Below are 23,326 nucleotides of genomic sequence, written 5' to 3'. Positions count from 1 at the left end.
CAAACCGTATGATCGCACAGGAAACCACGTTGCTTCATCAAACCCGGATTTACGCCGAAACGTTGCTAAAGCAGCTCACATTAGATTATACCTATCATAACCTGAGTCATACGCAGGCCGTGGTAGCATTTGCCAATGAAATTGCAGACCACGAAGGACTATCGGACACGGATCGCGAAACGGTGCTGATCGCGGCCTGGTTACATGACACCGGCTATAAGGAAGGCTGTGACAATCACGAAGACAATGGCATTGATCTTGCACGCCCTTTTTTGAAAGAACACGGCCTGCCTAGCAAGCGGATTGAGGAAGTAATCACCTGCATTGAAGCCACTAAAATGCCGCAGTCGCCCAATGGTCATCGGCTGGCCGAGGTGCTTTGCGACGCGGATCTGGGCCATCTGTCAACCGACGATTTTGTTGAACGCAGCGAGCAGCTACGGCAGGAACTAAAACATACCGGCAATAAAATCAGCAAGAAGAAATGGCGTAAAAAGACGGCTGGTTTTCTTGAAAGTCACCAGTATTTTACGCATTACGGCAAAACCGTACTGGGCCCTCGCCAGGCGACTAACCTCCAGCTTCTCCGTCAGCAAATAGCCGATGACGGTGACGATGATGAGGACGATAAGCACGGCAAACCGGACAAGCATGATAAACACGACAAAAACGAAAAGCATGCTAAACAGGAGAAGCAGGACAAACATGACAAACAGGAAGAGATTCTGAATCAATTGTTTGATGCTCCGGCGGCCGGTTCTTCGGCTAAAGCCAAAAAACCAGAGCGCGGAGTCGAAACCATGTTTCGGTTAACATCGCAGAACCATTTTCAATTGAGTGCCATGGCCGATACAAAGGCCAATATCATGATCTCGATCAACACCATCGTCATCTCGCTGGTGGTGAGTATCCTGATCCGGAAACTTGAAGAATGGCCCGCATTAACGATTCCAACCGTTCTTTTCACGATAACCAGCGTCATTGCCACCGTACTGGCGGTGCTGGCTACCCGTCCGAATGTTACGAGTGGTGTTTTCAATCGGGAGGATATTGAAAACAAAACCTCTAATCTGCTGTTTTTTGGCAATTTCTATCGTATGGATCTTGCCGATTACGAATGGGGCATGCGCCGGATGATGGATGACGCTGATTTTCTGTATTCGAGCATGATCCGCGACATTTACTTCCTGGGAAAAGTGCTGGGTCGGAAATATAAGCTCCTGCGCTGGTCCTACTCGGTGTTCATGTTCGGACTGGTTGTATCTGTGCTCGCCTTCGGTGTTGCCGCTTACATGAGCCGCTAATCCAGGTAGTGAACCCGTTCTTGAGCGGCATCTTATCGAAAACAATCATTTGTATAAGCCTTAATCGTCGAAATATTCATTGGCAATCAAGGCACTTAAAAGCGCAAACTAGGCTGGTTTGCGCTTTTTTATTAGCTTCGTTGATTCAATCATCAAACTCATGCAGACAAAGTCTTTACTTCCTCTTCTTCTCGTATTCGTTCTTGTTTCCCCTCTATTAAAAGCTCAAACTATCCTAAATCGTGACGCTCAGATTGCCGATTTGGTCAGTCAGGTTTCGGCCGACAGCCTGCGGGCGCATATCAATGGGCTGGTTAGTTTCGGTACTCGTCATACGTTGAGTGTACCTGCCAATGCAACCGACCAACCTGCCAAAAAGGGGCTGGGAGCAGCCCGGCAATGGATTCTGGGTAAGTTCAATCAATACGCCAAACAATCGGGTGGGCGTTTAACGGCCACTCTGGATACCTGGACACTACAACCCGATGGCCGTCGTGTTGACAAGCCCGCCAATATGGGCAATGTGATGGCCACTCTTAAAGGAACTGACCCGACCGATGATCGCATCTTTATTGTACAGGGCCACATGGACAGCCGTGTCACAAACGTCATGAATCGGGAATCTGACGCACCGGGCGCCAACGACGATGGATCAGGAACTGCTGCTGTGATCGAACTGTGCCGGGTGATGAGCAAATCGTCGTTTCCGGCTACGATCATTTTCGTCACGCTAACGGGCGAAGAACAGGGCTTATTAGGTGCCGAACATCTTTCAGAGCGAGCCATTAAAGAAAAATGGAATGTTGAAGCGGTGCTCAACAACGACATTATGGGGAGCAACAACAGCAGCGACACCCGCATCATCGATAACACGCGGCTCCGGGTTTTCAGCGAAGGCTTACCCGGTGTTTTGCTGAAAGATACGACCGGACGCATTGGGCAAATCCGTCAGTTTGGCAATGAAAACGACGGAAAAGCCCGTACACTTGCGCGTTACCTGAAAGAAATTGGCGAACGCTACGTCGAAAATCTGGAGGTTGTGATGGTCTACCGCAACGACCGCTATCTGCGCGGGGGCGATCATACGCCCTACGTACAACGCGGTATTGCTGCCGTTCGATTGACCGAGATGAACGAAAACTACGAGCATCAGCATCAGGATCTACGAACTGAAAACGCCGGAACGCCAGCCGCCATTGAATACGGCGACTATCCCAAATTCATGGACTTCGAATACCTTCGCAAAAACACGTCTGTTAATCTGGCTACTTTAGCCAACCTGGCAAAATCGCCAACGGTACCGCAAAAAGTGACTGTTGACGTTCGCAATCTGACCAACTCGACGGTGCTCTACTGGCAGGCACCTCAATCGGGCAAGGTAAAGGGCTACTTTGTGCTCATGCGCGAAACCTACTGGCCATTCTGGCAGAAGAAATTCTTCACCACCAAACTCGGCATGACGCTGCCTTACTCGAAAGACAATTATTACTTTGCCGTACAGGCGGTTAGCGAAGATGGCAACGAAAGTTTACCGGTGCTGCCCGTCCCGAATTTACGGTAAACTCCAGTGCCCGTTACCTCAGCCCACTTGATCACTCATGTCTACCTTATCGAAGCGGAAGTTTTTGAAAAGCATGATCGGGGCAACCAGCCTGCCGATGATGCCATGGCCTGACCTGACAGATCTGGTGGGCCAGGTGTCGCATGTTTCTGCCACAGAACTGGCACAGCAGGAAGACTTCTGGACAAAGGTCCGGGCTTCATTTCCGGTCACAACGGACTTCATCCAACTCGAAAACGGCTACTATTCGCTGGCAGCTCAACCGGTGCTGGATAACTACCTTCAGCACATTCAGCAGGTCAATGCCGTATCGTCCTATTACATGCGTACGCGCCAGTTCAACGACAAACGGGAATCGCAGGCACAATTGGCCCGGTTGCTGGGTTGCTCGGCCGACGAACTGATCATTACCCGCAACACCACCGAATCACTGGATACGGTCATTGCGGGGCTGAACTGGAAAGCGGGCGACGAAGCGGTGATGGCCGAGCAGGATTATGGAGCCATGCTCGATATGTTTCGGCTTCAGGCCCGGCGGCACGGTACGGTCAACCGGTTGGTGTCGTTACCCAATCACCCTCAATCCGATGCGGAGATTGTCAGCTTATACGAGAACGCGATTACACCGAAAACCCGATTGTTGATGGTTTGCCATATGGTGAACATTACCGGCCAGATTCTGCCGATTCGCCAGATTGTCGACATGGCGCATAAGCATAACGTAGAGGTGTTAGTTGATGGCGCTCACGCATTCGGGCATCTGGCCTTTACGATGGCCGATCTTGGCGGCTGCGATTACTACGCCAGCAGCCTGCATAAATGGCTCGGCACGCCCCTCGGCGCGGGTATTCTCTATGTCCGCAAGGATAAGATTCCGGCGCTCTGGCCCTTATTTGCCGATAGCAGCGTTCCCGATGATGACATTCGGAAGCTGAACCATACCGGAACCCACCCGGTTGCAACGGATCTGGCCATTCAGGATGCGATCCGGTTTCATGAAGGAATCGGGATTGAGCGCAAAGAAGCCCGGCTTCGCTACCTGCAACGTTACTGGACCGATCAGGTACGACACCATCCAAACATCATTCTGAACACGCCCGAAGCACCTGCCCGTTCCTGCGCGATCGCTAACGTAGGTATAACTGGGAAAAAGCCAGCGGAGTTGGCCAAGCTCCTGTTCGACAAGTATAAAATCTTTACGGTTGCCATTGAAAGCCCAACTGTACGAGGGGTACGCGTTACGCCACATCTTTATACAACCACATCAGAATTAGCTACCTTCGTAAGGGCGTTGAAGGAACTAGCCGGTTGACTATCAGTCTATTTACTATAAGTAAACTATTTTTTTACAAATTCTCACCAAAGCATAGCATCAAAAAGTCCAATTTCAGCGTACTGAACATAGTGCCCTATTCGTTTTTTTCGTAGTTTACGCTCACTTGTCTCATTTCATGCTCTGACTCTAAAAATCTAATTCTTTATGAAACGTTACGTCTATTTATTCTGCTTGGTAATCTCTCTTGCCGGATTAATCTCCTGTAGCAAAAGTAGTGATCCGACACCACCGCCAGCTGCTGTTGGTCGATGGGAATTAAATCGTGGGATAGCAAGCAGTTTCCCTGCCTCTTTAAGTATCAATGGTGCAGCTATAGACTTGTACTATTTAAACTCAGAGGGTTCTACTTTAGATGTATATGCAGACAATACATTTAATGAAAATTATCGTCAAGTTGGCGTAAGTGATGGAGAAGGGACTTGGGACTTTACAAATAACACATTGACTTTGAAGTACAATTCGGGTGGGCAGGACGCCTATACATATGCTAAAACCAAAAATATCGAAGAGCTTACGCAAGTCACACCTTTAACTTATACCCTTCCAACATCTAGCACCTCGACGGCTAGTGGTAAGATTCAATGGGTATATCGAAAGTGATCGATTTTACTTCTTACTTTATCAAAGCCGGTGGGTACCCACCGGCTTTTTTCGTAATTTGTAGCCTTCTTTCCTGTTTAACATGACCATGACAAACCGCCCTCTACTTGTCTCCCTGTTTGCTCTTGCCAGCCTTAGCTGTTTCGCGCAGACAGCACCTAAAAAACGACCGATCGCCCCAAAAGATATTTATCGGCTTCAAACCATCAGCGATCCGCAACTATCGCCCGATGGAAAATGGATAACTTACGGCTTATCGACGGTCGATACCACGAAAGACAAACGGAACTCTGATTTGTGGATGGTGAGTTGGGATGGTAAAGAATCCGTTCAGCTTACGAATAGTCCGGATGGCGAGTCGAAAGCCCGCTTTAGCCCCGATGGAAAATACATTTCGTTTGTATCGGCGCGGCAGGGAGCTACCAAAGGCCAGATCTGGCTCATGGATCGCAGGGGCGGTGAAGCGAAAAAATTAACTGACCTGAAAACCGACCTCGAAGACTATGTCTGGTCGCCCGATAGCAAGAAGATCGCGCTCGTCCTGCGTGACCCCGACTATGCCGATTCGGCTAAAACAAAGGTCCGAAAGCCATACGTTCTCGATCGCTACCATTTCAAGGCCGATATTAAAGGCTATCTGGAGAAAGGGTCGGTTCATTTGTATGTCTACGATGTAGCCGACAAAAAACTGGATACGCTGACAACCGGCATTTTCGACGAAACCTCGCCCGTCTGGTCGCCGGATGGATCACAACTGGCGTTTGTGAGCAACCGTAGCGAAGACCCTGATCGGAATCAGAACACCGATATCTATGTCATCGATGCGCACAAGGGAGCCAGTATGAAGCAACTGACCAACTGGTCTGGTTCCGACAACAACCCGGTCTGGAGTCCCGACGGCAAGCGAATTGCTTATTTACGGTCAACCGCTTCGGGCAATTTCCTGATGTATGACCAACCCGTACTGGCGGTCATGAATCGGGACGGGGGCGAGCCAACGTTATTGTCGAAAGCACTGGATCGCCCCGTTCGGAATCCGCGCTGGGCGAAAGACGGCCAAACGATCGGTGTACTGGTTCAGGATGATCGCCAAACCTACGTTGGCAACTATGCCCTGGCAGACGGCAAATTCACTAAAATAGTAGCAGGCAATCGATCATTCAGTGAGTTAGAATCTGTAACGGCTGGAAACTGGCTGACTCAACTAAGCGATCCGCAAACACCAGCTGAATTATATGCCATCGAAAACGGAACACCCCGCCGGTTAACGCACGTACACGACGCGTTCCTGGCTCCGCTCGAACTGGCCACTGTCGAAGGGTTTACCTCAAAGAGTAAAGACGGAGCGCAGGTATCGAACATCCTGCTTAAGCCCGCCAACACGCCCGCCAACAAAAAACTACCAACCGTATTTTACATCCACGGTGGCCCCGTTTCGCAGGATGAATTCTCGTTCGATCTGACGCGCCAGTTACTGTCGGCGGGTGGTTATGCCGTTGTGGCGGTCAACTACCGGGGCAGCAATGGTCGTGGCCTCGACTACACAAAGGCGATCTACGCCGACTGGGGCAACAAAGAAGTGCTGGATATTCTGGGAGCGGCCGATTATGTCGTTGAAAAAGGCATTGCCGACCCCGACCGCCTGGGCATTGGCGGCTGGAGCTACGGTGGTATTCTGACCAACTATACCATTGCCACCGACACCCGGTTCAAGGCCGCAGCCAGCGGAGCCGGTAGTTCGTTACAGTTATCGATGTACGGTGTCGATCAGTACACCAATCAATACGAGAATGAATTGGGAGCGCCCTGGAAAAACACCGACAAATGGTTAAAACTCTCGTACCCATTCCTGAAAGCCGACCGGATTAAAACGCCAACGATGTTTATGGCCGGTGAAAAAGATTTCAATGTGCCTGCTGTAGGTAGTGAGCAGATGTTTCAGGCCCTTCGGTCGTTGGGTATACCCACCCAGTTGATTATTTACCCAGGTCAGTTTCATGGCATCACAGTGCCCAGCTATCAGAAAGATCGCGTTGATCGGTATTTACAATGGTTTGATAAGTATCTGAAACCTAAAACGCTGTAGGTGCCGGTTATCCCGAAACCGTTTAATCTTTTTTTACGCTTAATTCTCCATTTTCAGTCCCGGTGGAGAACCGCAAAAACCTAACCCAGACGAACCAGTTTCTTAAAGTAGAAGCAAGCAGTTTTCCAGTACAGGCAAGCGGTAATATGCTGAATTTCAGCAAGAGTGCTTACTACTTGTATCGAACTGGACCAACATTCACTCAGTAAGATAGCGATCTAGCCATGACGATAGCCATCGACACAATCCTTTTGCGGGGCCGCAACTCGCGACGCTAGGGCAGCCGTTGAGTGCTGAAATTGCTGAAAGAACAGAATAAAGACACGTTTTTCGCAACACTCATTTCTAAAGGCAGCAATCATTTATTTAGCTTAATTTTACACGTATTAAACGCCCGTTAGTGGACGACTGTCCTGGCTAAACGCTGCCTTTCCCGAGACAGTTGTCTAAATTTGCTTATATGAAACCCTATATCTTAGTGCTGTTGCTGGGCGCGATGATCGCAGTGTCTTGCCAGTCCGGGGATCAATCCCCCTGTACACAAACCACTGTTACGACGAAAGCACCTCAAGAAGAAGTCGCTGCCCTCAAAAAATTGATTGACAGCCATAAGATTTCGGCTCTTCTGGATGAACGAGGTTTCTATTACCACATTCAGTCGCCTGGTTCTGGTGCGAAACCAACGGTGTGTTCGACTGTAACCGTCAATTATACGGGCACACTCACCAGCGGAACAACCTTCGATAGCGGATCAGGAGTGCGCTTTGGCCTTGATCAGCTCATTGTAGGCTGGCAGGAAGGCATTCCCTTAATTACACCTGGCGGTTCTATCATCTTATACCTGCCACCCAGCCTGGCTTATGGTCCCCAGGCTCAGGAAGGCATTCCCGCTAATTCCATTTTGATCTTTAAAATTGATCTGCTGAAAGCAGAGTAAGGATAGAACGTTATGACGGCCGGCATACTATCAGAAAGCTAAAGGTGCTCGATAAGCCAGTGCTTTGGCCAGTTTTGAATTCAATTCATACATGTATTTGCGAATCAACTTCACTTGAATAATCAGTATATGAACTTATTGATTTTACCGAACGTTCGGCATTTATAAGGTCAAAATAGATGACATGGCAACTGTAAAAGTAGAAACCGATGTGGTCATCGAGCGACTAATGGAAGTATTCCGATCGGTTGGATACGATGGTGCCAGTATGGCCCAACTGGCCGACGCCACCGGTTTGCAGAAAGCCAGTCTGTATCATCGCTTTCCGGGAGGGAAACAGGAAATGGCAATGGCCGTTCTTGACCAGGTATCCGAATGGAATCAACGACAGCTAGTGGATGTGCTATACTCCTCCGCTCCACCCAAAACCCGGCTTATAACAGCGCTCCGTTCAATTAGCCAGCTCTATGATGGTGGGCGATTAGCTTGTATCCTTCGGGCTTTGTCACATGGTACGGCTGCTGATTTATTCCGCCAGCCGATTGCCGCCATTTTTACCAAATGGGTAGATGCCTTTGCGCATCTGGCTCAGGATTTGGGCTTTGATCAGCAGACATCCAGGCATTTGGGCGGATCGACCTTGGTTCGAATTCAGGGCTCGTTAATTCTCGCACAGACCCTCAATCAGCCAACTCTATTTGAGCAGGCATTACACGACATAGAAACTGATTTTCTCATTAACTAACGAATCGAGCAGGGAAAAGAGCACCCAAGGTAACCTAGCAGACTGCTTCATTCATTTCACTTAGCGGATACCAGAATCCAATCCGCCTATTCTCTTTATGAATCATGACCGCGATCAACGACTTAGATGATGTCCCCTTTGTCAACGAAGAATGTGGTGACACGATGTGGGATGAAACTATTCTCAACCAGATTTACACACCTATGACTACCCAACGATTACCCCTTCCACCCTTTACCCTGGAAACGGCCCGTCAGAAAGTACAGATGGCCGAAGATGCCTGGAATAGCAAAGATCCTGAGCGGGTCAGCCTGGCCTATACGCTGAATACCGAATGGCGGAACCGAACCGAGTTTATCAACGGGCGTGAGGAGGTTAAAGCTTTTCTGACTCGAAAGTGGACTACCGAATTGGATTATCGGCTCAAAAAAGAACTGTGGGGCTTTCGGGAAAACCGGATGGCCGTGCGCTTTGAGTACGAATGGCACGATGAAACTGGTCAGTGGTATCGTAGTTACGGCAATGAACTGTGGGAATTTGATCAGAACGGTTTGATGGCCAAACGCTATGCAAGCATCAATGATGCCCCCATTACCGAACAGGAACGGAGAATTTTTTAACGTAAAAGCCAGTCTGTGTTGTAAAAGGCCAGACTGACTTCAACATATTTCTCAGTCAGAAAATGGCAACAAACTATGCCTCTTTGGCTTTTACCGATGCCATTAAGGCCTTGCAGGAACGGGCCGGTAGCCGCCAGGTTTATGCCCGTGTTGAGCAACAGTCGACATTCAACGGGCTAATGCAACGCGAAATCAACTTTATTCAGGAGCGCGATAGCTTCTATTTAGCCAGTATCGGAGAAAATGGCTTTCCTTATATCCAACATCGGGGCGGCCCCAAAGGATTCCTCCGAGTTCTTGATTCACAAACAATTGGTTTCACCGATTATCGAGGCAATAAGCAATACATTTCGGCTGGCAATATTCTGACACATCCACAGGTATCGCTGATCCTCATGGATTATGCCCGGCGAACTCGCTTGAAAATCTATGCCGAAGCTGAAATCATTGAGCTAGCTGATCGTCCCGACCTGTTGAGTCAACTCGACTCGACGGATTCGGAGCATACGTCCGAACGCATGGTATTACTGCATGTTCGGGCTTATGACTGGAATTGTCCCCAATACATAACCCCACGGTATACTATAGATGAAATCAACGAGGTCTTAGTACCATTAAAGGAATATATCGCGCAGTTAGAAGCAAAAGTAGAGGTGCTAAGCAAAGAGAAAAACCAGACGAATAGATAAGTATAAGAACGAAGATTTATTAACAAACTCCCTTTAGACAGGCAGTTAACTTTCCTTTTCACTACTGCCATAAGATGTTAAGGTAATAACTGGTGTTTGACAGACCATTTTCCGCCATCAGGAAGTAGGCATATTGGTCCACTAACTGATATGAATCAATAAAAGTAAAGCACCAAAGACAATCTTCTCCCAATTTAAGTGCCTGTATTTAGGAGGCTTATAGGTTTGTTCGGGCATTAAACAAAAAGCCCTGTCAATCAATCCGTTGACAGGGTTTTCCTAACCTAACCTATGAGATGAGAAAATAACGTTGCTGTGGCTAGCCATCAGCTACGATACAAAGATAACGCACGCACCAGCATGTATTTAAGAGCAAAAACCCTGTTTTTGCATAGAGCAATACAAATAGGCAGAAGCCCGTAATTTACTACGTAGAAATACCTGATTAAGCTAGGATAGAGCCGTATAATACACAAATCCCCTGCATTTAATTGACAAGCCCAGCGTTTAGTAATAGTTTTCGGCAGTTAATTTCTTCTTTATTTGACAATAGTATGGCTGCTATTTTTACTGAAAACGCTGGCCGTTTTCTTACTCCCTACGAAACCAAGTCGATGACGAGTGCTTACCGTGATCGTAAATTAGCTGTCGGTTTAGCTAAAGACGATTATGTTCGTTCAGAATATTTCGGTATCAATCAGATAAAACAACTCTTAAACCACCCCGATTGCGTTGGCATTCGTGTTCATCATGCCAAACGGTGGGAAGATATCGATGGGAAACCAACAGAGGAAGGCATTGGTCAGCTTAAACCTCGTGTATTATTAACTGCCGTTGATGCCAAAGGAAAGGATATTACCATTCAAAACAGTACGAGTGGTTTGAAAGACGGCCCAGAAGATGGCGATACCTTAGGAGACGGCCTGCCCTGCCCGAGACATTGCGCTGATACTAATTAAATTAGTCAAAATGATGCTGGAAAGGCTACTGCTACTATTTGAGAAATATCCTTTGGATTTTATCTCAGATCTTAGCAGTATCCTACCCATTATTATAGGTATAATTAACTATAAATTTTTAAGTAATAATTTAAGAATTATCTTATTATTTTTCAGTATGTATCTTATTGGAGATACGTATATGATCTGGCTTGGCCTGATCAAGAAAAATAATCTTTTTGTTCTGAATATATATCCTATTGGGGGAATATTACTTTTAACAACTGCCTATATTTCTGCGTTTAAAACGTCCTCGGCCAAACGATTAATTATAGGATTATCTATACTTTTTTCTATTATTTGTTTAGCTTACTTTAAATTTCTGGAAATATCAGCAGTTGAATTATTCGCGTATAGAGCCTATATAATCATATTGGTATTAATGTATTTCAACAAAACCTTGGCCGACATGCGAATAAAGAACATACTGATTCACAGCCTATTCTGGGTAAGTTCTGGCATAATTATTTATGCAACAGGTACTTTTTTTATTTCTATTTTTAGTGAAATTATTTTTAATCCTACTCTAATTGATGATCGAACATTTGATACATATTGGAATCTTAACAATGTATTATTTATTCTGCTCGTCGTTCTTTCGTCGATCGGTATATGGTTCAGTAAATATGAACGTGAAAACTTATTATAAATAAACATCCGACAAGTAATTATATTCATTATAAATAAATCCTTCTTTTTACCATTCGCTCAATGTTAATTATTATTTTTTGAAATCTAGGCCAATTTAGTCAACTTTACTTTATTTGGCTACGGCCATAATTAGACACAACATCGATGAACTCTGGTTTTGTTATTGCCGTTGGTACAGCCGTGCTGTTGATGATGGCAGTGTTCATCATCATCTTCGTGGCCTATTACCAGCAAAAACAGGCAAAGCAGCAACTGGCCCTTAAAGAATTGCAGGAGCAACACCGGCGAGAACTGATGACTGCAACCTTCCGGGGGCAGGAGGAAGAGCGCAGGCGACTTGCCGAAGACCTGCATGATGGTATTGGCACCATGCTTTCGGTAACGAAAATGAGCCTGAATCAGTTAGAGCGGCAGTTAGATGAAGATAATATTCGAATAAATCTTCATGTCCAGAAAACCCGCTCGATGATCGACGAAACAATGACGAATGTCCGTCGGATCAGCCGCGACCTGGTACCCACAACACTCGAACGCTTTGGCTTGTTGCCAGCACTCGAAGAATTAGCCGACCGTGCCAATGATAGTGAATTAAAGGTGCAGTTGGATTGCCCCGAAAATATGGGACATCTTTCGGCATCCATTGATTTAATGCTGTACCGAATTGCCCAGGAGTTGGTTAACAATGCGATACGTCACGCCCGCGCCCGCCACATAACCATTCAGTTACAGTGCATTACCGATGCGGTTCGACTATCGGTCATGGATGATGGTGTAGGATTTGACTTTGATGCCGTTACCGAAAGTAAACAGGGAGGTCTTGGATTACGTAATATTGAAAGTCGGTTAAGCGTAGTCGATGGTCACGTAACCTTCGATGTAGCCCCTGGAAGAGGTTCGCAAATTCATGTACAAATCCATTTACAAGCTCCTCAGCCAGTGGCTTTATTAGGTTAATTTGCTTGTCTGTTCAGTTGTTCGTTTGTTTGCTTAATTTTTTACTATTCGGTTGTTTGCCTTGCACCCGAATAAGACGACCAACAGATCAACAAAGTACTGAACAGAACCTTACCTCCCACTCTCATGCGAAAAATCAAACTGGCACTCTGCGACGACCACACCCTATTTCGAGTCGGTATGGCCACCATTCTGGGGCAGATTCATGATTTTGAGTTGCTACTTGAAGCAAGTAACGGACAGGAGCTAATCGAAAGAATTCCCCGCAAAACGCCGGATGTTGTACTGCTCGATCTGCAAATGCCAGTCATGGACGGAACCGCCACGGCCGACTATCTCCGCGAGAATTACCCGCTTATCAAAATCGTTGTCCTGACCATGCACGACGAAGACCGAATGGTACTTCATTTGCTTGAAAAAGGCGTTAGTGGTTATTTGCTCAAAGATGCCGAAGCGGGCGAGGTTGAAAAAGCGATTCGGAAGGTAATGGACGAAGGTGTTTATCTAAATGAGTTTGTCTCCAAAGCGATGCTTCGCAAAATGACAAACAAAACGACGGTCACGAAGCCCGCGAATTCGTTTTACAACAGCAAAATCCTGCTTTCTGAACGGGAGAAGGAAGTCTTGATGTTGATTTGCGAAGGACTTTCGACCAATGAGATAAGCGAAAAAATCTTCCTTAGCCCACGTACTGTTGAAGGACACCGTTTACGCATTCTCGAAAAAACCGGCACGAAAAATACCGCCGGAATGGTCGCCTATGCGTTTAAGAATAGTTTGGTGTAAGTCGTAGCGTCGTAAAGTTGATAAGCATACTAGTCAAGACTACAATTCCATTTTACGACGCTACGACGTTATAATTTACTCATAAACTTCCCGTCTTGCCACCATCTACCGGAACATTGATCCCGTTAATCGATGCCGCGGCCGGTGTACACAGGAATGCTACCGCAGCCGCAACCTCCTCGGCCGTAGCGAAACGTCCCGTCGGAATTTCGCTTTCCATTTGAGCAGATACCTCCTCTTCAGTTTTCCCGGATGCCCCTGAGCGCATCGATAACACGGCATCCAGACGAGCTGTACGTGTGTACCCAGGCAGTACATTATTGACCGTGATACCAAAGCGGGCGATTTCCAGCGACAGTGTTTTAGCCCATTGCGCAACCGCTCCCCGAATGGTATTCGATACCCCCAGGCCCACAATGGGCTGTTTAACGGAGGTGGAAATAATATTCACAATTCGTCCATAACCGGCTCGTTTCATGGCCGGTACGATAGCCTGAACCAGGGCCTGATTATTGAGCAGATGGTTATGAAACGTCTGCACAAACTCTTCAGGTTTGGCATCAATCAGCGGACCACCCGCTGGACCGCCTGTGTTATTAATGAGAATATGGAGATCCGGAAACTGGGCCAGGTGCTGCGTAATAGCTGTAGTTACAACGCCTGGTTGACTAAAATCGGCGACCAGGTAACGATGGACTTGCCCTTTAGTCATGTCTAAATCGGCTAACGTGGCTTTAAGCGCATCTTCGTTTCGGGCCATTAGAACAATGTTTGCTCCCAGTAAAGCCAATTCAATGGCCGAAGCTCGGCCAATGCCCTGTGTGCTACCACCTACAAGGGCAGTTTTTCCGGTTAAATCAAGATTCATTGCGTTTGATTAGTTATATCTACCTGCCGGTATGAGGTTAAACCTTTTACGACTTACTTGCGTATGTATCCGTAAACAAACGAAAAATTCATGACACGTTGCATCCTAAAAGGAATGACTATTGGCCTACTCGGTCTTACCCTGGCTGGGCTGGCAGCGTTTACTCCTCCTACCGATATAGCTACCAGTTCTGCGCTGCCAACGAGCGCTCCAGTTGATCATAGCAGTTATGACCGGCTTCTAAAAAAATACGTCAATGAAAAAGGGCTTGTCAATTATAAAGGTTTTAAGGCGGATGAGAAAGAGTTGAAAAAATACCTTGATGTAATCAGTAACAACCCTCCGACCGACAAGTGGAGCAAAAACGACCAAATGGCTTACTGGATAAACGCCTACAATGCGTATACCATTCTGTTGATCCTAAACCATTACCCGGTTGCCAGTATTAAAGACATTGGCTCCAAGATCAAGATTCCCTTCGTAACGACACCCTGGGCCAGTAAATTTTTTAAAATTGGTGGCGAGGAGATGAGTCTCGACAATATCGAACATGGCACGCTGCGTAAGAAATTCAACGAACCACGTATTCATTTCGCGCTAGTGTGTGCGGCCCGGTCGTGCCCCCGTCTGCGTAATGAAGCTTATGAGGGCAATAAGCTGATTGCCCAACTCGATGATCAGGGTAGCGATTTTCTGAATAATCCGGCAAAAAATGCCATTACTCCCCAAAAGGCCAGCCTGTCGAAATACTTCGATTGGTATAAAGGAGACTGGAATGAAAACAACAGATCAATTGAGTACTGGGTAAATCAGTATTCAAAAACGAAAATCAATAAGGACACTCCAATTTCATTTCTGGATTACAACTGGGCGCTGAACGAACAGTAGTCATTGGGTAGGTTTATAGCAGGCCATATGGCTAGTTTATGGAACAGGAGCGGAACTGTATTTTTCCGATATTGTTACTGTCTACTATAACCCTGCCTATTGTAAACGGATATGGCCAAACGTATTTTATACTGGTTTCGTAACGATCTCCGCCTGCACGATAACGAAGGATTCGCCCGTGCTCTCGAAACGGCCGACGAAGTGCTTCCCGTATTTGTGTTCGAACCACGCTGGTTTGAGGAATTGCCTGAGCTTGGCTTTCGAAAAACCGGCATCTTTCGTGCTCAGTTTATGCTTGAGGCCGTAGCCGATCTACGCAGGTCGCTACAGGCTAAAGGCGCTGACCTGATCATTCGGGTCGGTCATTCCGCAAAAATTCTGGCTCAGTTGGCCGAAGACAGCGAGGCCGAAGCCGTTTACGCCAGCAAGGAGGTCACTGAAGACGAGACGGATACTGAATCGGATCTGAGTAAACGGCTCAAACCGCTTAACATTGATCTTGATTTGTTTTGGGTATCAACGCTTTACCATGTCCGTGATCTACCCTTCTGGGTTTCGCGTTTACCCACAACCTTCACCCAGTTTCGCCACGAAGTAGAGGCCCACTCCGACGTAAGAAAGCCTATTGCTACCCCAAAAACCATTCGATTCGTTGCTGGCATTCCTTCAGAAGAGTTCCCTTCGCTAGCGACATTTGGCTTTTCTGCCAAACAGATTGAGGAGTCAAACCGAACAGGATCGCTCTTTAAAGGAGGTGAAACAGCGGGGCTGGAACGACTCCAACGCTACGTCTGGGAAGATGAGTTGATCAAGACCTACAAAGAGACTCGTAATAGCCTGTTAGGCGAATCTTATTCCTCCAGATTTTCGGCCTGGCTATCGCTCGGCTGTCTGTCGCCCAGACTTATCTATCAGGAAATCAAGCGCTACGAAGCCGAACGGGTTAAAAACGAATCAACTTATTGGCTCATTTTTGAGCTAATCTGGCGTGATTACTTTCGCTTTGTTGCGCTTCGCTACGGAACCCGGCTCTTTAAGCCAAGCGGTATTCAGCAAAATTTAACCAAAACATGGCTTCGCGATTCTGATCGGTTCAGGCGCTGGGCTGACGGCAAAACCGGTATTCCGTTTATCGATGCAAACATGCGCGAGCTGAATGCAACAGGATTCATGTCTAACCGAGGGCGGCAAAACGTCAGTAGTTTTCTGGCCAATGACCTGGGTATCGTTTGGACGTGGGGAGCGTCTTATTTCGAAAGTTTACTTATTGATTACGACCCCTGTAGCAATTGGGGGAATTGGAATTATATTGCTGGCGTTGGCAATGATCCTCGAGAAAACCGCCACTTCAACATCTATAGTCAGGCAATGCACTATGATAAACACGGCGATTACGTTAAATGCTGGCTTCCGGAACTAGCGGCAGTTCCGGCGGACACGATTCACACGGTTTATACCTTATCATCGGCTGAACAAGCGCAATATGGCGTTGTTCTGGGCAGTACTTACCCCCTACCAGTCATCAACCCAAACAAGTGGACAATCGAGGAAAAAAACCGTTGACGTAGTTTTAAGGTTACAATTTAACGAGTTTTGTTCAACTTTAACTCAGTAACAACTTTTCCCATCTTAACAGACCATGTCAAGAACATTAATTATTGTGGTGGTTATTGCCCTGATTTTGGGCATGTATGGTTGTAGTTCCTACAACGGCCTTGTTCAAAATGACACCAATGTACAGGAAAAATGGTCGCAGGTGCAGACGCAATACCAGCGTCGGGCCGATCTCATACCAAACCTTGTCCGGACGGTTCAGGGAGCCGCAAACTTCGAAAAGAGCACACTAACGGCAGTTATTCAGGCACGGGCAAACGCAACCGGTATGAAACTCGATGCCAGCCAGTTGACGCCAGAAAATATCCAGAAATTCCAGGCCGCACAGGATCAGCTTAGCGGTTCGTTATCGCGGCTGCTGGCGGTAGCAGAAAGCTACCCGAATCTGAAAGCCAACCAGAATTTTTCTGAGCTACAGGCTCAACTGGAAGGTACGGAAAACCGGATCGCTGTTTCGAGAAACGATTTCAACGGAGCCGTTAAGACTTACAATCAATCCGTACGGTCGTTCCCGAATAATATCTTCGCCGGTATTTTCGGATTCCCCGTTAAAGGGTTCTTCGAAGCTTCGCAAGCAGCACAAAGCGCCCCAACGGTGCAGTTTTAATGAGCAGTGGCATGATGGCGTGAGCATGGAAAAGCTTTACTCTGTGCTCATGCCTATATGCTCCAGGCCCCATGCCCATGCAAACGAATCCATTTACTCCTGAGGATCAGCAACGTATTGTTAACGCCATCCGGGAAGCCGAAAAGGCAACATCGGGTGAAATCCGGGTACACGTTGAGCCGCACTGTGCTACTGCCGACCCTGTTCAGCGCGCTATTGCCGTATTTGCCCAATTGGGTATGCACCAGACTAAAGAACAAAACGGGGTCCTATTTTATCTGGCCCACGCTGACCGAAAGTTTGCGGTGGTAGGCGATAAAGGAATCAATGACAAAGTCCCTGCCGATTTCTGGGAAAGTACGAAAGACCTGATTCGAAGCCATTTTGCTAGCGGGCATTATGTTGAAGGATTGAGCCGGGGAATTGAAAAAGCTGGACAACAGTTAAAGCAGTACTTTCCATATGACGGCGAAACCGATACCAACGAACTCGCCGATGAAATTTCGTTTGATTGACACATCCGTGAACATACCCACCCTTCAATACCGATCGATTCAGTTCATTGGCCTGGTAATCCTGCTGTTTTGCCTGGCGTTACCGGGTAATCTGCTGGCGCAGGATACGGCAACTGATGAGGCTAACACGGCCATTCCCAATAAACCAAATCCGCCACGGCTGGTTAATGACTTTGCTGGTATTTTGAGCAGTAACGAACGGGCTCAGCTAGAGCAGAAACTGCGCACCTATAATGACTCGACATCGACGCAGATCACCATTGTTATTGTTAAAACAACTGAACCTTATCCGATTGGCGACTTTGCGTTTCAGGTAGGTCGTAAGTGGGGCGTTGGTCAGCAGGGCAAAAACAACGGGCTGGTGATTGCCTGGGCAACCCAAACCCGCAAAGTCTTCATTGCACCCGGATATGGCCTTGAAGGCGCTATTCCCGACGCTATTGCCAAACGAATTATTACCAATACGATTGCCCCGGCCTTTAAACAGGAACAGTATTACCAGGGGTTAGATGCTGCAACAACCGAAATCATCAAGCGCGCGAGTGGTGAATATGACGCCGAACCGAAGCAGTCTGATGGGGATGGCTGGGGTGAATTCCTTATTTGGGCCGTTATCATCTTCGTGATTATCCTCGTTATTTCTCGTCGGAGTGGCGGAGGCAGTAACCGTAATCGCGGTGGCGGCTTTTTCCCACCGGTCTTTTTCCCAACTTCAGGCTGGGGTAGTTCGGGGGGTGGATGGAGCAGCGGTGGCAGCGGAGGTGGTAGTGACTTCGGTGGTTTTGGCGGTGGTAGTTTTGGTGGTGGTGGTGCCGGAGGAGACTACTAGCGTCGTGTCCCGGTCCTTAACGTGATTAGGGGAAATAAATCTAGCCAACTGACCTTACTAATCCTGTCTCTTTAATTGCCTTTTTTCCCAAGTGGGGCTGCGAGATAAGTAGCCCCAACCAAGGCAGCCAGCAATAAAATTCCAACGATTTCAAAAGGGACAACATACTCTGTCATGAGTTGCTTGCCGATCGTGCCAATCGTTGTCTGCCAGCCTACAGGACGCTCCAGTAAGGTAAAATTAGCGCGGGCCAATAACGTATAGAGAGCAACAAATAGCAGTCCAGCGGTCACGAGTGCTATTAACCATGAATAGGCACCGGCCCGATTCAAGGCTGGTATGCGGTTTGATGACTGGCTGTTTGTCTCGGTTGGGGATACTGCTTTATGGGTAAGCATGACGCCAAAAATCACCAATACCAATACCCCCCCAACATAAATCATGATCTGTGCTACAGCCAGAAAATCGGCACTCGCTAACACAAAGATCCCAGCAACACCCAACAAGGTCAATAATAGAAAAAAGGCGGCATAGAGAACGTTACGGGTTAATAGGACCGCTAGTGCCCCGCCTAATGTCAGAGCAGAAAATCCATAAAAAGCTATCTGAATCACTAATTCGTCGGAATTTTTCTGGTTAAGCTGATTTTCCATCGTCGTTCGACGGTGGGGTTGATGGTGGTGCTTTGGGTTTCATCGTTGGCCGAAAAACAGGTTTGGGCTTGGGCGTTTCAGTAACTGGAGTGCTATCCGCAGTCGCTGTCGTTTTTTCTCCTTCCTCCGGCTCAGCAGCTGGCTGACTGGGTTTCGGTTTCATCGTCGGTCGGAAAACGGGCTTAGGCTTTTGGGTAGCTGGCTCTGGCATTTCGGGAGTTTCGTCAACTGGTTTATCGATAGCCGGTTGGTTCTCGGGACCAATTGGAGCCGCTCCAGACTGAGCCGTTTTGGGCTTCATCGTCGGGCGGAAAACCGGGCGAGGTTTGGCTTCAGTAATTGGTTCTTCGCTGGTCGGTTGAGGCTCAGAAGTTGTTGCCGAATCATCCGTTACCGGCTTGGGTGGTTTCATGGTTGGCCGAAAGACCGGTTTAGGTTTGGGCGGCTCTCCCGACTCCAGTAAATCTGACTTTTCAGCCGAATCGGTAGTGGTGGATTTAGCCGGTTTCATTGTCGGGCGGAAGCCACCGGAAGCCACCTTTGGCTTCGGTGCAGTTTCCGTCGATTCCTGTGCAGTTGTAGATTCCTTTGTGGGTTCATCACTATCCGCTTCTTCCGGAACACCAGTTGTAGGGCCTGCTGGCCTTTTAGCGGGGCGGAATACAGGATGTTTCATTGACTCAAGGCCTCCCTGTGCAATATGCTGCATTTCATCGGGTGTAGCATCGGTTAATGGATGGTCCATAGATGCCCCCGAAGCATTGGCAGGCTCAGAAGATGGCGGAGTAGCTATTGGTTTAGGAGTTGGCCGAAATGCTGGTTTAGGTTTGTTGGCCGGTTGAGCGGTTGATGGTTGAGACGCGGCTTTTGCCACAGCCTGAGCGGCTTTCTGTTCTTCTTTTTCCCGTAGAAACAGTTCGTATAAATTCCGCTTCTCGTCTGCTTCTTCCGTTGTCAGATTGGCAAACTCATAGGTTAACTTTCCAAGCTCAAACTCACTATAATCAAACTTTTTGTCCATTGTCAGGCATTCGGTCGGGCAAACAACCGTGCAAAGGCCGCAATAGCAGCATTTGGCCATATCGATATCGAATGTGGCAGCATACAGCCGAATCGGTGAACCATCTGATGCCCGGCCAACCTCTTCCGTTGCTTTGATGGCGTCGATCGTGATGCAATCGACGGGACAGACTTTAGCGCACTTGTCGCAGACAATACAATCATCGATTTCATTACGGAGTCGATAGCGGCCATTGTCGGGAATGGGAAGCTGCTCGTGGGGGTATTGAAGCGTAACAAGACCATTTTGCTGGTCAAAATAAGTAGCCTCTGCAATACCCTCGGCCGTTCGGCGATGCGTTGCATTACGTATGTGCCTGAACGTTAGACTCAGACCCTTGAGCGTAGTTCGGATACCCGCTTTTATATCGTTGAAATAAGCCATTTTTAAAGAGCGAAAGCCGGCATCCTGGCCGATCATTCATTCGCTAGATAGGCGGAAACCGATCCGGTTCGCACTCACTCATAATTGCATAAGCCACGTCAATGATATCATCAACGTTCGGTTTTGAAAAATAATCGCCATCTGACCCATACGGTGGTCGGTGTGCTTTTGCCGAAATTGTTCTGGGCACAGAGTCCAGGTAGCGATAGGCGTTTTGCCCCTCCACGACCTGTTGCATCATGTAGGCCGATGCACCACCAGGCACATCTTCATCGGCAAATATAACCCGGTTGGTCTTCTTTATGGAGTCGACAATGGAATGATGAACATCAAATGGCAACAAGGTTTGTACGTCGATCACCTCAATACTTACCCCCATTTCGGCTAGCTGCCCGGCGGCCTCCAGCACAATACGGCACATTGAACCGTAGGTAACCACGGTAACGTCAGTACCACTTCGTAATACATCCGGTACCCCCAGCGGCACACAGAATTCAGCCAGATTATCGGGGACTTTTTCTTTGAGCCGATAGCCATTCAGGCATTCGATTAGCAGTGCCGGATCGTCGCCTTTGATGAGTGTATTGTAAAAACCGGCGGCTTGCGTCATATTGCGAGGCACCAGTACATGAATACCACGCAGGCTACCGAGCATGGCACCCAGTGGTGATCCGGAATGCCAGATTCCTTCCAGCCTATGTCCACGAGTCCGGATAATGAGCGGAGCCTTTTGACCACCCTTTGTTCGGTAAAGCAGCGTTGCCAGATCGTCTGTGAGCGTTGCCAGCGCATAGAAAATATAATCGAAGTACTGAATTTCGACGATAGGCCGTAAACCACGCATGGCAAGGCCAATACCCTGTCCGATGATGGTCGTTTCACGAATGCCCGTATCGGTAATCCGAACTTCACCGAATTTTTCCTGTAAACCGGCGAAGCCCTGATTGACGTCGCCAATCAGGCCAACATCTTCGCCAAGAGCCACTACGCGCGCATCCCGTTCAAACAGACTCTCAAAATACCGCTGCATCAGAATATAACCGTCCACTCCTATCGAATCGTCGGTATAATGCGCTGGTAGGGGTTCTACCAGCATGGGCGACTCAGGTGAATGACTATATAAATAAGAATTGTAACGGTCGGCATTCTCCTCCTTTGTTCGCTCTAACCAGGCTTTCAGATGAGAACGGGAAGCGCCCGTATCATTTCGAAGCAATCGTTGCGCCTTTCGAATAGCGGCAACAGCATCCCGGCGAAGGGGATTAACGGTTTTGCGTAGCTCCTCCCGAATGGCCATCAATTCAGCTGACTTCGGATTATGGCGCGCAACTTGTTGTAATAATACAATGGCCGAATCGAAATCTCCTTTCATCGACTGTTCAAAGGCATGCCAGGAATCGGTACGCGCTTTTTTAGCTGTCTGCCGGGCCTCTACTTCAATAGCTTCGAGCTCGTCGTGAGATGCATAGCCGTTTTTAAGAATCCACTGGCGGAACGTTCGATTACAGTCGTGTTCGGTTTCCCACGATAACCGTTCTTTTGATTTATAGCGTTCGTGTGATCCGGATGATGAATGACCCTGAGGCTGAGTAAGTTCCTGTACATGAACCAGTACCGGAACATGTTCTTCCCGGCAAATCCGGGCAGCCTGCTGGTAGGTTTCCAGCAAGGCAACGTAATCCCAGCCTTTTACGGTAAAAATTTCGATGCCTTTTTCATCCTGACTTTCACGCTGAAAACCAGCTAACGCTTTTGAAATACTGCCCTTGGTTGTCTGGTATTCGACGGGTACCGAAATGCCATAGCCATCATCCCAGACCGACATCAATAACGGCACCTGCAATACGCCAGCCGCATTCATGGTTTCCCAGAACATTCCCTGCGACGTAGAAGCATCGCCGATCGTGGCAAATACGACCTCATCGCCGTTATGCGAAAAATTTGTCAGGTTATGCAGGGCATCGTTATTCCGGAAAAGTTTGGATGCATAAGCCAGGCCGAGCGACCGTGGAATCTGGCCTGCTGTTGGGGCAATGTCGCAAACCGAATTAAACAATTCCGTTTGATTACGCCACAACCCCTGTTCGTCGAGCCAGCGCGTAGCAAAATGGCCATTCATAGACCGGCCCGCCGTGCTGGGTTCTGCCTCGATATCGGTATGAGCATATAACTGGGCGAAAAATTCCGTCCAGCGAAGCTCACCCAGTGCGGCCACAAAGGTTTGGTCGCGATAATAACCCGATCGAAAATCACCCTGACGAAAAGCACTGGCGGCTGCGAGCTGCGCCAATTCCTTGCCATCGCCGAAGATTCCGAATTTCGCCCGACCGCCCATAACATCACGACGGCCCAATAAGCTTACCTGGCGGCTTTCGCAAGCCATTCGATAATCAGATAGGATTTTTTCGCGAGTCAGAATATCAGTCGAGCGGAGTTGTTCGTTTGCTATCACAGCAGAGCTACGGGTTGAAAGCGTCCAACATTTAGTTTTTTAGATGAAGTGGGTGACCTGGGTCATCCAAGCGTCATGAGAAAGTAAATTTAAAGCAAAACAAGCCAGCTTTCAAAAAAACGATTTTTTCTGTTTCTTTGTTAAGTCAACAACAAGCAGTTAGCCTTTGGCAGACTCTTTGCTCTGGAA

General features: G+C 47.8%; 21 protein-coding genes. 17 read left to right on the top strand and 4 right to left on the bottom strand.

The window, feature by feature from the left end; all coding sequences use genetic code 11:
* Nucleotides 1-8: 8 nt before the first annotated feature.
* The 12 genes from G8759_RS05205 to G8759_RS05150 all read left to right on the top strand — a co-directional run bounded on the left by G8759_RS05205 (nucleotide 9) and on the right by G8759_RS05150 (nucleotide 13,267).
* Nucleotides 9-1,304, top strand: a complete 1,296-nt coding sequence (locus G8759_RS05205) for a Pycsar system effector family protein (protein ID WP_167205863.1) — start codon at nucleotides 9-11, stop codon at nucleotides 1,302-1,304.
* 160 nt (nucleotides 1,305-1,464) lie between these two features.
* Nucleotides 1,465-2,865, top strand: coding sequence for a M28 family metallopeptidase (locus tag G8759_RS05200; protein ID WP_167205861.1), 1,401 nt, complete (start codon nucleotides 1,465-1,467; stop codon nucleotides 2,863-2,865).
* Between the two features lie 37 nt (nucleotides 2,866-2,902).
* Entirely contained in the window at nucleotides 2,903-4,177 is a 1,275-nt protein-coding gene (locus G8759_RS05195; protein WP_167205859.1) for an aminotransferase class V-fold PLP-dependent enzyme, read from the top strand.
* Nucleotides 4,178-4,345: 168 nt separating this feature from the next.
* Nucleotides 4,346-4,801: a hypothetical protein gene (locus G8759_RS05190; protein WP_167205857.1), complete on the top strand. Its 456-nt coding sequence runs from the start codon at nucleotides 4,346-4,348 to the stop codon at nucleotides 4,799-4,801.
* 88 nt (nucleotides 4,802-4,889) lie between these two features.
* Entirely contained in the window at nucleotides 4,890-6,887 is a 1,998-nt protein-coding gene (locus G8759_RS05185) for a S9 family peptidase (RefSeq protein ID WP_232074138.1), read from the top strand.
* 460 nt (nucleotides 6,888-7,347) lie between these two features.
* Nucleotides 7,348-7,824, top strand: a complete 477-nt coding sequence (locus G8759_RS05180) for an FKBP-type peptidyl-prolyl cis-trans isomerase (protein ID WP_167205853.1) — start codon at nucleotides 7,348-7,350, stop codon at nucleotides 7,822-7,824.
* A gap of 184 nt (nucleotides 7,825-8,008) precedes the next feature.
* Nucleotides 8,009-8,569, top strand: a complete 561-nt coding sequence (locus G8759_RS05175) for a TetR/AcrR family transcriptional regulator (protein ID WP_167205851.1) — start codon at nucleotides 8,009-8,011, stop codon at nucleotides 8,567-8,569.
* 203 nt (nucleotides 8,570-8,772) lie between these two features.
* Nucleotides 8,773-9,189, top strand: coding sequence for a nuclear transport factor 2 family protein (locus G8759_RS05170; RefSeq protein ID WP_167218719.1), 417 nt, complete (start codon nucleotides 8,773-8,775; stop codon nucleotides 9,187-9,189).
* 62 nt (nucleotides 9,190-9,251) lie between these two features.
* Nucleotides 9,252-9,878: a pyridoxamine 5'-phosphate oxidase family protein gene (locus G8759_RS05165; protein WP_167205849.1), complete on the top strand. Its 627-nt coding sequence runs from the start codon at nucleotides 9,252-9,254 to the stop codon at nucleotides 9,876-9,878.
* Nucleotides 9,879-10,432: 554 nt separating this feature from the next.
* Nucleotides 10,433-10,837 carry a hypothetical protein gene (locus G8759_RS05160; protein ID WP_167205847.1) on the top strand — a complete coding sequence of 135 codons (405 nt, stop codon included), beginning with the start codon at nucleotides 10,433-10,435 and terminating at the stop codon, nucleotides 10,835-10,837.
* 834 nt (nucleotides 10,838-11,671) lie between these two features.
* Nucleotides 11,672-12,481, top strand: a complete 810-nt coding sequence (locus G8759_RS05155; protein WP_167205845.1) for a sensor histidine kinase — start codon at nucleotides 11,672-11,674, stop codon at nucleotides 12,479-12,481.
* A 126-nt stretch (nucleotides 12,482-12,607) separates the two neighbouring features.
* Nucleotides 12,608-13,267, top strand: a complete 660-nt coding sequence (locus G8759_RS05150; protein ID WP_162390857.1) for a response regulator transcription factor — start codon at nucleotides 12,608-12,610, stop codon at nucleotides 13,265-13,267.
* 79 nt (nucleotides 13,268-13,346) lie between these two features.
* On the opposite strand, the gene G8759_RS05145 is transcribed toward G8759_RS05150, so the two are convergent.
* Entirely contained in the window at nucleotides 13,347-14,135 is a 789-nt protein-coding gene (locus tag G8759_RS05145) for an SDR family oxidoreductase (protein WP_167205843.1), read from the bottom strand.
* Between the two features lie 90 nt (nucleotides 14,136-14,225).
* On the opposite strand from G8759_RS05145, the gene G8759_RS05140 reads away from it, so the two are divergent.
* The 5 genes from G8759_RS05140 (at nucleotide 14,226) to G8759_RS05120 (ending at nucleotide 18,588) form a co-directional block, all read left to right on the top strand.
* Nucleotides 14,226-15,023: a DUF547 domain-containing protein gene (locus tag G8759_RS05140; protein WP_232074137.1), complete on the top strand. Its 798-nt coding sequence runs from the start codon at nucleotides 14,226-14,228 to the stop codon at nucleotides 15,021-15,023.
* 111 nt (nucleotides 15,024-15,134) lie between these two features.
* A complete protein-coding gene (locus G8759_RS05135; protein WP_167205841.1) occupies nucleotides 15,135-16,586 on the top strand; it encodes a DASH family cryptochrome in 1,452 nt (483 codons plus the stop codon).
* Nucleotides 16,587-16,662: 76 nt separating this feature from the next.
* A complete protein-coding gene (locus G8759_RS05130) occupies nucleotides 16,663-17,244 on the top strand; it encodes a LemA family protein (RefSeq protein WP_167205839.1) in 582 nt (193 codons plus the stop codon).
* Nucleotides 17,245-17,321: 77 nt separating this feature from the next.
* Nucleotides 17,322-17,759 carry a TPM domain-containing protein gene (locus tag G8759_RS05125; protein ID WP_167205837.1) on the top strand — a complete coding sequence of 146 codons (438 nt, stop codon included), beginning with the start codon at nucleotides 17,322-17,324 and terminating at the stop codon, nucleotides 17,757-17,759.
* Nucleotides 17,740-18,588 carry a TPM domain-containing protein gene (locus G8759_RS05120; protein WP_197933093.1) on the top strand — a complete coding sequence of 283 codons (849 nt, stop codon included), beginning with the start codon at nucleotides 17,740-17,742 and terminating at the stop codon, nucleotides 18,586-18,588. The genes G8759_RS05125 and G8759_RS05120 overlap by 20 nt, the downstream gene beginning before the upstream one ends.
* A 71-nt stretch (nucleotides 18,589-18,659) precedes the next feature.
* Here G8759_RS05120 and G8759_RS05115 read toward each other — a convergent pair whose 3' ends face one another.
* The 3 genes from G8759_RS05115 to G8759_RS05105 are packed head-to-tail and all read right to left on the bottom strand — an operon-like array spanning nucleotide 18,660 to nucleotide 23,137.
* Entirely contained in the window at nucleotides 18,660-19,202 is a 543-nt protein-coding gene (locus tag G8759_RS05115; RefSeq protein ID WP_167218713.1) for an NADH-quinone oxidoreductase subunit J family protein, read from the bottom strand.
* Between the two features lie 22 nt (nucleotides 19,203-19,224).
* Nucleotides 19,225-20,685, bottom strand: a complete 1,461-nt coding sequence (locus tag G8759_RS05110; protein ID WP_167205835.1) for a 4Fe-4S dicluster domain-containing protein — start codon at nucleotides 20,683-20,685, stop codon at nucleotides 19,225-19,227.
* 43 nt (nucleotides 20,686-20,728) lie between these two features.
* Nucleotides 20,729-23,137: an alpha-ketoacid dehydrogenase subunit alpha/beta gene (locus G8759_RS05105; protein WP_167205833.1), complete on the bottom strand. Its 2,409-nt coding sequence runs from the start codon at nucleotides 23,135-23,137 to the stop codon at nucleotides 20,729-20,731.
* Nucleotides 23,138-23,326 lie beyond the last annotated feature (189 nt).

Source organism: Spirosoma aureum, from assembly GCF_011604685.1.
Classification (GTDB): domain Bacteria; phylum Bacteroidota; class Bacteroidia; order Cytophagales; family Spirosomataceae; genus Spirosoma; species Spirosoma aureum.
Note: the sequence above shows the minus strand (reverse complement) of the source record. Positions and strands in the feature narration are given on the sequence as shown.